Annotated in this window: 10 protein-coding genes; all 10 read left to right on the top strand. The window is 44.1% G+C overall.

Annotation, left to right across the window (positions count from 1 at the left end):
• Positions 1-913 precede the first annotated feature (913 nt).
• The 10 genes from BLR93_RS11295 to manA all read left to right on the top strand — a co-directional run bounded on the left by BLR93_RS11295 (position 914) and on the right by manA (position 13,468).
• Positions 914-2,362, top strand: coding sequence for a M23 family metallopeptidase (locus BLR93_RS11295; RefSeq protein ID WP_245690125.1), 1,449 nt, complete (start codon positions 914-916; stop codon positions 2,360-2,362).
• Between the two features lie 189 nt (positions 2,363-2,551).
• Positions 2,552-3,256: a response regulator YycF gene (gene yycF / locus BLR93_RS11290; protein ID WP_093214463.1), complete on the top strand. Its 705-nt coding sequence runs from the start codon at positions 2,552-2,554 to the stop codon at positions 3,254-3,256.
• Positions 3,257-3,262: 6 nt separating this feature from the next.
• Positions 3,263-5,092, top strand: coding sequence for a cell wall metabolism sensor histidine kinase WalK (walK, locus tag BLR93_RS11285; protein WP_093214460.1), 1,830 nt, complete (start codon positions 3,263-3,265; stop codon positions 5,090-5,092).
• Complete coding sequence (locus BLR93_RS11280; protein WP_093214458.1) at positions 5,089-6,405, top strand: YycH family regulatory protein; 1,317 nt, start codon at positions 5,089-5,091, stop codon at positions 6,403-6,405. Before walK ends, BLR93_RS11280 begins: the two co-directional genes overlap by 4 nt.
• Positions 6,406-6,407: 2 nt before the next feature.
• Positions 6,408-7,334, top strand: coding sequence for a two-component system regulatory protein YycI (locus tag BLR93_RS11275; protein ID WP_093214455.1), 927 nt, complete (start codon positions 6,408-6,410; stop codon positions 7,332-7,334).
• Positions 7,331-8,128 (top strand): MBL fold metallo-hydrolase, encoded by a 798-nt coding sequence (locus BLR93_RS11270; RefSeq protein ID WP_093214453.1) that lies wholly within the window; start codon positions 7,331-7,333, stop codon positions 8,126-8,128. Before BLR93_RS11275 ends, BLR93_RS11270 begins: the two co-directional genes overlap by 4 nt.
• Positions 8,129-8,197: 69 nt before the next feature.
• Positions 8,198-9,427, top strand: coding sequence for a S1C family serine protease (locus tag BLR93_RS11265; RefSeq protein WP_093214450.1), 1,230 nt, complete (start codon positions 8,198-8,200; stop codon positions 9,425-9,427).
• 864 nt (positions 9,428-10,291) lie between these two features.
• Positions 10,292-11,512: an ROK family transcriptional regulator gene (locus tag BLR93_RS11260; RefSeq protein ID WP_175559333.1), complete on the top strand. Its 1,221-nt coding sequence runs from the start codon at positions 10,292-10,294 to the stop codon at positions 11,510-11,512.
• 36 nt (positions 11,513-11,548) lie between these two features.
• Positions 11,549-12,460: an ROK family protein gene (locus tag BLR93_RS11255; protein ID WP_093214445.1), complete on the top strand. Its 912-nt coding sequence runs from the start codon at positions 11,549-11,551 to the stop codon at positions 12,458-12,460.
• A gap of 51 nt (positions 12,461-12,511) precedes the next feature.
• The gene (gene manA / locus BLR93_RS11250; RefSeq protein WP_093214442.1) at positions 12,512-13,468 is read left to right on the top strand and encodes a mannose-6-phosphate isomerase, class I; all 957 of its coding nucleotides are present in this window, start codon (positions 12,512-12,514) and stop codon (positions 13,466-13,468) included.
• Positions 13,469-13,761 lie beyond the last annotated feature (293 nt).

Raw genomic sequence — 13,761 nt, 5'->3', positions numbered from 1 at the left:
TAATATACTCTATTTCTTCCTTCTAACAAGATTGGATGCTTCAACTTGCTCAGGCAGCATATTTCGCTTTTCGTAGGCACGGCCTCAACGGCCTCAGCCTCCTTGAAAAATAAGGAGGCATTTTCTGCGTGCGATGAGTCGCTGCCGAAGCTTGTCCTCAGAAGCAGAAATGGCTTCTTCCGAGGTCTGCACACTCGTGCTGTTCCACGGGGAGTCTACGCATTCTGCCTGCGCTGATACGGCTGTTCTCACTACCTTGCATAACGACCGCTGCGGAAATCCACTACGCTTTCCGCGGGCGGCTGGTGAGCCTCCTCGAGCTTGCACTCTGCGGGGTCTCACCGAGGCCTTCCCTCCCGCAGGAGTCTCCGTGGATTTCCTCCACTGAGTCTGCGTCTGTTTTCAGCAGTACACAAATGCTTAAGATTTACTTGAGACACGTTATTAAGGTATCACCAACTGTTACAGCTCCGTTTATATCCATAGCATCATCAATCGAATGCTTTAAGATGTCTTTTAAAACTTCCTATTCGGTAACCATTCGGCTTTTGCAAGTGGATGTATGTTGTGTCCTAACCTTTTTTAACCACATGGATACATCAAAAACTAGTACAATACCTTTTTTTGCTTACTTTTAAACGGACTTTCTCTTGGGTTGTTGTTATTTAGAGATAGTTTTGTAACAAAAATGAAAAATTTACAGCATAGTAAATAGTAATTTTACACTTTATTTAACCTAATACACTAATAGAGCGCTTAAAAGCTGGCTAACTAGGTTATTTTTCCCAGCTTTTATACAGTTTGTTTACATCTGTCCAGAAACGGTGTCATTCTCTCTATTACCTATGGTAGATTAAGATAGTGTAATAATAGACTCGGATATAGAACGGAACGATTTAGGAGGACACTGGCTATGTGGAAGATGAAGGATGGAAAGAAGCAGCACGCGAATGCAACTAGAAAAAAAACAGCGAAGATTTTCACGAAAGCAGCTGTCATTGCCTTGCTTGGTATTGGCCTGACTTTTAATGTCGCCCATGCTGCAGAAGATGAACTTGCTACTATTTTTCATGTTTATTTGGATGGAGAGCATGTAGGAACGGTAGATGACAAAGAAACCATCGAGGGGTTTGTCAATGACATGCTGGTAAATGAACAGGAAAAGGTTGAGGGATTCTCGCTGACAACGGCCCAGGAAATTACCTACGTCCCTGAAAAGGTCTTTGATCCTTCGACAGACGAAGAACAGATAACAGAAGCATTGGATAGTCAGCTGACTGTAAAGGCAAAAGCATACCAACTGAAAATAGGCGACGATATGATCGGTCCCTTTAAAAGTAAACAAGCAGCAGAGGACGTTCTGACTAAATATAAACAAAAGTATGTAGATACTGATAGTCTCGAAAAGCTGGCAGAAGAAGAATCAGCAGACACGGATTTAGCCGCTGGCGAATCGGTGGTTAAGAAAGTGAAGCTTTCAGAAGAGATTTCCTATGTGGAAGATAAGGCAGACTTTGGTGAAATACTGGATGAAAAACAAGCAATGGACTTGTTGCAGAAAGGCACTGCCAAAGAAACGGTCCATTACGTTAAAGAAGGCGAAGTGCTAGGTGAAATTGCCAGCAAGTATAACTTGGATATAGATGAATTGCTTAAGTTGAACCCTGATTTAACCGAAGAATCCTTGCTGCAAATCGACCAGGAGATCCAGGTAACAAACCACCAGCCGTTTTTGCATGTGATTGCGGAGGAAGAAGCTGTCGAGGAAGAAACGATCGCCTATGAGCAGGAAACCGTTGATTCTGATAAGCTTTATAAAGGCGAGACGGAAGTAAAACAAGAAGGAAAGACCGGAACAAAAGAGGTAACATATGCGATTGAAAAGAAAAACGGCCAGATTGTTTCGAAGCAGGTTATTGACGAAAAAACGATAAGCGAACCAGTAAAAGAAATAGTTATTAAAGGAACAAAAGTAAAAGAGACGAAAGGTAGCGGCTCCTTTCAGTGGCCTGCTGTCGGAGGCAGTATTACCAGCCATGTCGGGCAAAGATGGGGTTCACACCATAAAGGTATCGACATAGCAGGTGTCAGCAATCGTTCAATCCTTGCTGCAGATAACGGAGTTGTAGTCTCAGCAGGATGGGACGGCGGTGGTTATGGCAACAAGGTAATCATTGACCATAAAAACGGCTACCGCACTGTTTATGCACATTTGGCTTCGATTAGTACCAGTGCTGGACAAACAGTTACGAAAGGTAGTAAAATAGGGGTAATGGGTTCTACTGGGAATTCAACCGGCGTGCATTTGCACTTTGAAGTGTACAAGAACGGTTCCTTACAAAACCCGGCAAATCTTTTCTAACAAACTGAATAATAGATTTACCTACTAAAGTAAACGATGCAGCCCTTGTCAATGAAATGACAAGGGCTTTTGTACAGTTTCTGCTCGTTCTCTTAATATATCATTTTGCGCCAAATAGGGTGACAAAAGACAGACAAGTGAAAGTACGTTAAAATAAAACTATCAGAGTAAGAAAAGGATGTGGCAAAATTGAGTCAAAAAATTCTTGTAGTAGATGACGAAAAACCAATTGCAGATATATTGAAATTCAATCTTGAAAAAGAAGGCTACCAGGTAGTCTGTGCATATGATGGCGATGAAGCTATTGAGGTAACAAATAAAGAAAATCCGGATCTTCTTTTGCTGGATATTATGCTCCCCAACAAAGATGGCAACGAGGTTTGCCGTGAAGTGAGGAAGAACCATACAATGCCTATCATTATGATTACCGCAAAAGATGCCGAAATCGACAAGGTGCTGGGCTTGGAACTTGGCGCGGATGATTATGTTACCAAGCCATTCAGTAATAGAGAAGTAATCGCCCGGGTCAAAGCCAATCTAAGACGGCAGCAGGTAGTACCGGAAGACAACAGCCGAGCCAATAAGGATATCAAAATTGGAAGCTTGATTATCCATCCCGATGCATATACAGTCACCCGTGATGGTGCACAGGTAGAGTTGACCCACCGGGAATTTGAACTGCTTCATTATCTGGCAAGGCATATTGGACAAGTAATGACCAGGGAGCATTTGCTGGAAACCGTATGGGGTTATGATTACTATGGCGATGTCCGTACCGTTGATGTTACTGTCCGCAGATTGAGAGAAAAAATCGAGGATAATCCAAGTACCCCAATATGGATCGTAACTAGAAGAGGTGTTGGGTATTATTTGCGTAACCCTGAACAGGAGTAATGCTTTATGAAGAAAGTGGGCTTTTTTCAGTCGATTCGGCTAAAAATCGTCATTATTTATATTTTATTATTACTATTGGCAATCCAAGTGATCGGTTCTTACTTTGCTTTGAGGCTGGAAGATAACTTAAAAGAGAATTTTGATGCAACGATTGAAGAGCGGATTGATGGATTGACGTACTATTTAGAGCAGGCTTTCCAAAAGGAGCGGCCGGAAGACGAAGAAGGACCGACATTGGAAGAAGATGTCCAGAACATCTTGAACCGGGTGGACAGCGGTGTTTTTTCCACATTGCAAGTGTTAGACAGGCAATACCGGGTAGTTGGCGCCAAAAATGTCATAGACAGCAATATTATCGGAAGCCGGATTACTGGAGACCCGAGAATTACGCGGGCATTTATTTACGGCCAGGAAGAGAACAGTGTGGTAAGAGACCCGGAGACCAACAAACGGATGAAAGTCAGGATTTTACCGATTGGCGACGAGGATGAACCAGTAGGGATTCTCTATATAGAGGCTTCCATGGAAGGGATCTATGAGCAGCTGGCAAGTATTAATGATATTTTTGCCAAAGGTACCGGACTAGCTGTTGCGATTTCTGCGATTTTGGGGATTTTGGTAGCCCGAACGATTACAAAGCCAATTACCGAGATGCGTAAACAGGCAAAAATCGTGTCGACAGGTGACTTTTCCCAAAAAGTGAACGTATATGGAACAGATGAAATCGGGCAGTTGGCGACTACGTTTAATGATATGAATGACAAACTCAAGCAGGCCCACTTAGCGACTGAAGGGGAGCGAAGGAAGCTTAGCTCGGTGTTGTCCAACATGTCAGACGGTGTGATTGCTACGGATGAAACCGGAAAAGTAACGCTTATGAATGAACCGGCACTCTATTTAATGCGCAAAGAATTTGATCAAGTAAAAGGGAAACCATTGATTGAAGTACTGCATTTAGAGGATGAAATCACCGATGATATTCAGACAGATACCGGCTCTGTAACAATTGACTTCAGCGATGATGAAGAATTTTATTTAATCAAGGCTAATTTTTCTGTCATTCAGGATGAAGATGGAAAGATCGGCGGCTTTATTACTGTAATCAGCGATGTAACAGAACAGGAAAAAGTAGAAAAAGAACGAAGAGAGTTCGTGTCGAATGTTTCTCATGAGCTAAGGACGCCATTGACAACGATGCGAAGTTATCTGGAAGCATTAACAGATGGTGCCTGGGAGGACAAAGAAATTGCTCCCAAATTCCTGGATGTTACGCAAAATGAAACAGACCGCATGATACGTCTTGTTAATGATCTCTTGCAGCTATCGAAAATGGATAACAAGACGACTGACTTATATATGGAGAGAGTCAACTTTATTACCTTTTTCCACAACATCATTGACCGTTTTGAGATGAACAAGGCCGATGATATTATACTCAACCGGCAGCTGCCGAACAGTGAATCTTATGTCTGGATCGATAAGGACAAGATGACCCAGGTAATCGATAATATTATATCGAATGCTATTAAATACTCTCCGGGTGGCGGAACGCTTACGTTTAATGCGGCTAAAAACCGTAATAAGCTGACGGTTTCCGTTTCTGACGAGGGAATGGGGATCGCCCAGGAAAAGGTCGATAAAATCTTTGATCGTTTTTATCGTGCGGATAAAGCCCGTTCTCGGAATTTGGGCGGAACCGGACTTGGACTGGCGATAGCCAAAGAAATTATCGAAGCCCACCATGGCCAAATATGGGCGGAAAGCAAAGAAGGTAAAGGAACGACTGTTTACTTTACACTGCCGCTGATCAAGAGAAGCGGAGGAGATAAACGATGAAGCGTGAATTCTTAAAAACGGTAGCATTATCGATTTTGATAGCAGCCAGCTTATTGTTGACACTTGGTATTTGGAACTATCAGCCTAATTATGATGAGCTGGACAACAGCAATTATACGAACGAAACGTTACGAGGCGGGAAAGAAGAGACCAAAAAAAGCATTGTGGAGCCTTCGAAGGTTATTATCAACTCTAATGGCAGCTATTCGGGTTTTAATGATAAAACGAGGCAGGATGAGCTTTACAGGAAAATGCAAGATTGGTCCTTAATCGGCTTTGAAGAAGGAATAAAAACGGACCAGGAATTGCCGGACAGCGATGAATATATGGTGGAATTGATCTTTCCTTTAGAAGTTCCCGCCAGCGCTATCAGAGATTTGTTCACAGTAGAGGACCATAACATCGAGCAGGTGCAGCGAGGTTCTTTCGACCGGATTTTTCTCCGCTTAAACGAAGACGACACCATAAATATGACGTTTTTTAATACAGAAGCAATGATGAGTATGGAGTCAACGGTCCAAAATGCCAATGCCGCCAACCTTGTGGAAAAATATGCTGAAATCGATGACCAGATCGACTATATTCGTTATGAGGCTGGTGCGGATACACCTATTTACCTTCCGAGGGAATCTCGCGAACTAAAAGAGCTTACCTTTTCTGCGGATGCCTTTACTACCACAGCAGAGCTGGATCCGCTATTGAATTCGTTGTTGTTGAATCGGGAAGTATTGAAATCCAACCGGATGGAAGGCGGCGGACGCTCCTATTCTGATGGTATCCGGGAACTTAGAGCCCACGAAAGCGAAAAATATATGGAATATATTAATCCGCTCCCGGAAAACAGAAGAATAGACAATTGGGAGCTGGTCAATCAAACGGTTAATTTTTTAAATACCCACAAAGGCTGGACCAATTCCTCCCAAGATGAATACCAGCTGTATGAATTGAACGCCCAGCAAAACGAAGTCACTTACCGTCTCGTTTATAAAGAATATCCAGTATTCGGCGAGATGGATCAGCTGGCAACCATTAACATTGTATGGAGAAACCAGCCTTATAAATACAACCGTCCGCTGTTTCAGTTGGGAGATTCCTTTGATTATGGCAGTCCTTCCAATTTACCGATGGGAACGGATATCGTTAACTTCTTGGATAACACGAAAGGAAGCAGCGGAATTAAAGATATCATGATTGGTTATAAGTTAGTAGATGAAGGCATTTCTGTCAGACTTGAACCCACGTGGTTTAAAAAGGATGGCGGAGGCTGGAGTGAGTTGGATTTAAGTGAATTGTCCGGATTAGAGGAGGGATAAAAATGCAGTGGAACCAAATAAAAACGCTTTTTATCCTATGTTTTCTTATTTTGGATATCTTTTTACTGCAGCAATTTCTCAGTGTGATAGATTCCCGGGCGCCATCAGAATCTAATCCTTATTCCTCGCAGGAGGAAGTGATAAAAGAGAATATTAAAGGGCTGGATAACCTTCCCGGGGAAACTCCTAAAGATTCATTTATCACGTTCAAAGCAAGGGATTTTACAGAGGATGATTTAACAGAACTGACTGCCAGGAGAGAGCAGGATGCTTTCATTTTAAGTGATGGAGACCTTCTCTTTTCTCAATTTAAGGAACCGATACCGATTGAGGCTGACAGCACCAAGTCAGAAAAGGAAGTGAAAGTCACGGAAAACATGCTGTTTGGCAGTGAGTATGTCTATTGGGGACAGGATGAAGTCACAGGAGCTTTGATTTTCTTTCAAACGAATAACAGTAAGCCAATCTATTATAGCCAGAGCGGCTTTATTGCAGCATTTGTCAACAAAGACAACGAAATCACCAGTTATATCCAGGCAGCTCTCGATGAAGTTGACAGAAAGGAACCAAAAAGTATGATATCTGCTTTTAAAGCCGTCTCTAACCTGTATAATGCTGGTGAGCTGACACTTGATTCAGAAATTACCGAGCAGCCGGAAGTCGGTTACTATTCGTTTGTGGACCTTAATGAAGGACAGCAGGTGTTTATTCCTTCATGGGATATTACGATTAATGAATCCAAGCATTATGTGGTAATGGGCTTCGAAGGCCAATTTTCATCCCATGATAACCCGATGTTTATCAGAAACTCGATTAGACGAGCCCAGGATGGCCTCAGAACGACCCTTTTAGAAGAGGAAGATATGGATTATTTGCGAAATACTTTCAGCGATTTGTTGGAATCAACAAGGGTGAGTGGTGAAGAATGACATTAAGCTTTAGTGTGCTTGCTTCTGGAAGCACTGGCAATGCATTTTATATAGCAACAGAGAAAGAGAAAATTTTAGTGGATGCAGGTGTGAGCGGCAAGGAATTGGAGCGTTTGCTTGCGGAAGTGGATATTGACCCGAACAGTTTGACGAAATTGTTAGTCACCCATGAGCACAGTGATCATATAAAAGGGCTGGGCATCATGGCGAGAAGGTATCAGCTGCCCATTTTTGCTAACGAAAAAACATGGAAGGCGATGGCCGGATCGATCGGAAAGATTGCCCTCGATCAAAAGTTTCTTTTCAATATGGAGGAAACGAAAACGTTTGGCGACTTGGATGTGGAGTCATTCGGCGTTTCCCATGATGCAGCAGAACCGATGTTTTTCACTTTTCATCATGAAGGGAAAAAAGTAGCACTAGTTACCGATTTGGGTTATGTATCCGAGCGAATAAAAAAAACGGTGGAAAATGCCGATGCTTATATTTTTGAATCAAACCATGACGTTTCGATGCTACGGATGGGAAGGTATCCATGGAACGTTAAACGGCGAATCCTCGGAGACAGCGGGCATGTCTCCAATGATGACTGTGCATTGGCCTTAAGCGAAATTATCGGTGACCAGACAAAACGTATTTATTTGGCCCATTTAAGCAAAGATAACAACATGAAAGAATTGGCTCGTATGTCGGTGCAAAACTATTTAAGCGAATATGGCTTTTCTATCGGCGATAAATTGCATTTGCATGACACAGACCCGAAAGTTCCGACCCCATTGTATGAAGTAGTTTAATCCGTATTTAGATAGGAAACAATAAAGTAGTTGAACATTAGCGTTTGAATGGCAGAAAGGATGGGTGTGATGGGCTATTATGATGATCATCACCAGGTAAACAGGTCCAACAGGCGGAAGCAGGGTTGGTTCCTGCCTTCTCTCATCGGGGCTGTAATCGGCGCACTGATAATTATTCTGGCGTTGCCAGCTTTACAAGCAGCTGATTTACTCCCTTTTTATTCTGACCAGCAGGAAGCTGGCAATGAAATTACCCAGGGTAACGGAGATACAGAGACTCAAGGTGGGACAACAGCAAATATGAATGTCGATGTTTCCACCCAAATAACGAAGGTTGTCGGCGAGGTTACCCCTGCTGTCGTAGGAGTAGTAAACATCCAATCCTCGACGAATTTCTGGCAGCAGGAACAATCAGGCCAAGCTGGCACAGGATCTGGCGTTATTTATAAAACAGAGAACGACCGTGCTTTCGTAGTTACCAATCACCATGTGATAGAAGGTGCCGATGAACTTGAAGTGGTTCTTTCTGATGAAACGCACGTATCTGCACAACTGCTGGGAAGCGATGTGTTTACTGACTTAGCAGTGCTGGAGATGGATGCTGCCCAAGTGGACAAAGTAATCGAGGTTGGCAATTCTGAGAATGTAAAGGTCGGAGAACCGGCAATAGCAATTGGCAATCCGCTTGGTTTGATGTTTTCCGGGTCGGTAACCCAAGGAATTATCAGCGGCAAACAACGGGCAATTCCTCAGGACTTTGACGGTGACGGCCGGGCCGATTGGCAGGCAGAGGTTATCCAAACAGATGCAGCGATAAATCCCGGAAACAGCGGCGGTGCATTAATTAACATGAGCGGCCAATTAATTGGCATTAACTCGATGAAAATCGCGCAATCCTCTGTGGAAGGCATAGGTTTCGCCATCCCGATTGACAGCGCGACTCCCATCATCGAGCAGTTGGAACAGGAAGGGACAGTTACCCGCCCATACTTAGGTGTAGAAGCATATTCGCTTGAGGAAGTAGCCCAGGTAGAATGGCAGCGGAAGCTGAACCTGCCGAAAGATGTAGAGGGCGGCATCTATTTAAGAAGCATTGAGCCGATGTCACCTGCTGATCAAGCAGGGCTTCAAGAACTGGACGTTATTACCGAATTGGACGGAGAGCCTATTCAAGACGTCATTGGCCTGCGAAAACACCTTTACCAGGAGAAACAAGTAGGCGATGAAATGGCGATCACTTATTATCGCGACGGCGAACGTAGAGAAACGACGGTTTCCTTGTCTTCTCAAGAATATTAATAACGAAAAGCAAAGCTGGATCAATATAAACTGTACCCTGTGTAGTAGACAAAAAAACTCTACTGCACAGGGTCTTATTATGGACAATTAAATAAAAAAAGCAGATTCACAGGAGAGGCCACTGAAAAAGTGCGTTTTAATCTGAAGGGGCTGTCAACGTTTGTTGTTGAACCAATCGCTTGTCGGTGGATGCTTGCCGCGGGCACGGCCTCAGCTAACTTGGTCAAGAAGATCACTTGACCAAGTGGATCTTCGGCTCGTGCTGTTCCCGCAGGCGTCACCACCGATCGCTCTTCATGGAATCAACAGAGGTCCATCTAAATCGGGAAATCATTGCCGAAAGGAAGCATAGACCGGATATGAGGCAGCCTCCTCTTCGGGTCTCGAAGGCATGCGCATTCAAGGTGAGATGGCGATTTTCACGGCAAATGTGAAGAATCGTTAAACTCATGAAGGAAAAAAGGGCATAAACCTCTAAAAATTAGACGAAAAGCGGTCTGTATGGAAATCAAATTCCACACAGACCGCTTTTTTATTTGGAGAAACTAACATAGTTATGCACACCCTGTGGATGTAATTGAGGATAACTGACCATATATGGTGGCGAACATTTATTCTTCCACAAAATAAGCTTGCAATCAAATAATGTGTGGATAAAATCAGTGGATAACTTGTTCATAGCCGTAGGAAAACTTGTGAATAACACAGTTGATGAGGTTGCTGTGGACAAGACTGTGTATAACTTTAGTGGATTTTCAAAGGCGGTTTAAAGGGTTAATCAGTGGTGTTGCTTTTTTTGGAGAATCATTATAAGCTAGACTTATTAAAACCGTTTTAATAAGCCAAATGATAAGGGGGCAGGCCATGAAGAAAACATCAACAAGAAGCAATGCAGATATAATGAAAAAACAAAATCGTACGGTTGTGATGCATGAACTTCGAAAGCATGGACCTGTTTCTAAGGCTGATTTAGCCGAACGAACAGAGCTGTCGTTTATGTCTATTTCTAATATTGTCCAGGAATTGCTTGCCGCAGACATCATTGAAGAGAGCGGCATGGGGGCGTCCCTTGGAGGCAGAAAGCCGGCACTATATCGATTGAGTACGAAAAATCAGGTGATAAGTGTTGATATAAATGTGGATAACATTCAAGCTGCCAAAATTAATATTCGAGGAGAAGTTATCGATACCGTCAGCAAATCTATCCATAACCAGGAAGAGCAAGCATCGATTACAGACCATGTACATCTGTTAGTTGATCAGCTGCTAGGCAGCTGTAAAGAACGAACGAAAGGCATCGGAGTCTCATCACCAGGACCTGTTGATTCTCAGCAAGGTATGATCCTGACGCCTCCCAATCTAAAAGAAATCGGCCATTTAAAGATCGCTGAACAGTTAGAAAGCAGGCACCGCCTTCCGGTAGTAGTGGAAAGGGATGCCAACGCAGCTGCATTGGGAGAGCACTGGTTTGGCTCATCCCAAAAAAAGGACAGCATGCTTTATGTTTTGGCGGATCAGGGGATAGGCGGCGGGCTGATTGTTCAAGGGGAAATCTACCGGGGTTTTTTAAACGGAGCCGGCGAGATCGGCCATCATACCATTGACATGAATGGCCCGAAGTGCAGCTGTGGAAGTTACGGCTGTTTGGAGACATTCGCATCGGGCATAGCCCTGATAAAAAAAGCAGAAATAGAAAAGCAGCGATTGACGAGCAAGGTTTCCTCCTCAATTGACAGGGAGCAGGAAATAAAATTGGAAGCAATTTTCACAGCTGCCAATCAAGGAGATGCGCTTGCCAAGCAATTATTGGAGGAAGCAGCCAATTACTTAGGCGTTGGTATTGCCAATGCAGCCAATATCCTTAATCCGGAAGAAATAATTATTGGCGGTGCGATTATGCATGGGTATCCTCTAGGCTTGGAAACCATCACTCACATCGTGAACAACCGCAGCCTGTATGATAAGCACAATAAAACCATCATTAAAAGGTCACAATTTAAGGAAGATGCACAATTAATAGGAGCGGCAGCAGCAATTATCGATCACTTGTTTATGCATCCAGATAAACTGCTGTCAGCAAGATAGGGGCTACATAAAAAATTACAGAAAAGGTGAGAGGGAATGGTATTTGCAATAGGAGTAGATATTGGTGGAACAAAGGTAGCAATCGCGCTAGTTGACCAACAAGGCGAAATCAGCGAACAGACAAAAATACCGACAGATACATCCATTGATCCGAAACAAATGATTGAAAAAATTATCGAATCGATCGAAAAGCTGATTTCAGCGGCCGATATATCGATAACAGAGATACTAGGAATCGGAATTGGCTCTCCGGGGCCATTGAACAGTAAAGCAGGTATCATCACGCACCCGCCGAACTTGCCAAACTGGCGTGATATTCCGATCGTAGAACAAATGAAAGCTCATTTTCCGATCCCGATCGTTTTAGAAAATGACGCCAATGCCGCAGCTATGGCAGAAAAGTGGCTAGGAGCAGCGCAAGCCAATCAGGATTTTGCTTACATGACGATTAGTACAGGGATTGGGGCCGGCCTGTTTGCCGATGGCAAGCTGCTTGGAGGTTCCAGAGGCAATGCAGGAGATATAGGGCATACTGTTATCGATCCTGCGTATGGTCAATGCCCGTGCGGTCAATATGGCTGCCTGGAATATATAGCTTCAGGTACAGCGATTGCCAACAGGGGATCTGCCATCGCCGGCAAACAATTGACCACTCAAGAGGTTTTTGCGCTTTACCAGCAGGGGAACAAGGATATTACCGCTTATATTGAGGATGTATTTCGTATCCTCGGTGTTGCCTGCGTCTCCCTAATCAATACCTTTGATCCGGAGAAAATTGTACTCGGCGGAGGTGTTTCTAAAGTCGGTGAACCGTTGTTTGCCAAAGTAAAGGAGTATGTCAGCAGCTACGCTTTAAATCCTGCTGGCAGACAAACGGAAATAGTGCCAGCACAGCTAGACCAAAATGCAGGCGTAGTCGGCGCTGCCGGACTCATTCTGGGAGAATAACAGAGGAACGCCGTTATGGAGATGGCGAGAAATAACAAAGGAGGACTAGCAATGTACAAAGAACCGATTTTTTTAGAGCCGGTATTTCAGGAAAGAATCTGGGGCGGCCAGAAATTAAAGACTGAATTCGGCTATGATATACCTTACAGAACGACAGGAGAAGCTTGGGCCATTTCTGCCCATCCTAATGGACCAAGCAAAATCATCAATGGCCCGTTACAAGGCAAGACACTGATTGATGCCTGGGAAAACCATGGAGAACTATTTGCAAAGCAGCAGGGAAGCGGCAAAGAGTACCCGTTGTTAGTCAAAATACTCGATGCAGCAAACGATTTGTCTGTACAGGTTCATCCTGATGATACGTATGCCAGAGAGGTAGAAGGACAGCCGTATGGCAAGACAGAATGCTGGTATGTAATCGATGCAGAAGCTGATGCGGAAATTATTTTTGGCCACCATGCCGCAAGCCGGGAAGAATTTCAGGAAATGGTCGATAACGGGCAATGGGATGAATTGCTGCGCCGAGTCAAGGTAAAAGCAGGCGATTTTGTTTATGTGCCTAGCGGTACTATCCATGCAATCGGAAAAGGCATCGTCATTCTGGAAACCCAGCAAAGCTCAGACATAACGTACCGGGTCTATGATTATGGCCGTACCGATGCCCAGGGAAATACTAGAGAGCTCCATCTTGATTCGGCGATCGCCGTATCTACCGTTCCACATGAAACAGTAAAGATTGAGCAAAAGGAAACGGCCCATCAAGGGTTATTATCCAAACAGCTGGTGAAACAGGAGTATTTCACTGTTTACCAATGGGAGCTGAATGGGGATGCAGACCGAAAGGCAGATAGAGATTTTCTCCAGGTTAGTGTACTGGATGGCCAGGCGGAGATTACGGTGGAAGGAACCACCTTTACCTTACGGAAGGGCGACCACTTTATCATTCCGAACACGGTAGACAGCTACCAGCTATCAGGCAAAGCCACCTTCATCGCTTCCCATCCGTAATCGATAGATAGCAGCTGTACAGGGGAAAATGAGAGATTGGGACATAACACAGTAGTATCTGATCAGCGCTAGTACAGTACTACGAAAATACACTGCGCTTTCCGCGGGCGGATGGTGAGCCTCGTCGAGCTTGCGTTCTGCGGGTCTCACCGAGGCCTTCCTTCCCGCAGGAGTCTCCGTGAATTTCCTTCTCTGAAAATATGCGTACTGTTTTCAACCAACAGCCCCTCAGCGCAGGCAGAATACGTAGACTCCAGTGGGACCAGCACCCCGGAAGAAGCCGTGCCCACGGA

Origin of the sequence: Sediminibacillus albus (genome assembly GCF_900101125.1) — a bacterium.
In the GTDB taxonomy this organism is placed as follows: domain Bacteria; phylum Bacillota; class Bacilli; order Bacillales; family Amphibacillaceae; genus Sediminibacillus; species Sediminibacillus albus.
Note: the sequence above shows the minus strand (reverse complement) of the source record. Positions and strands in the feature narration are given on the sequence as shown.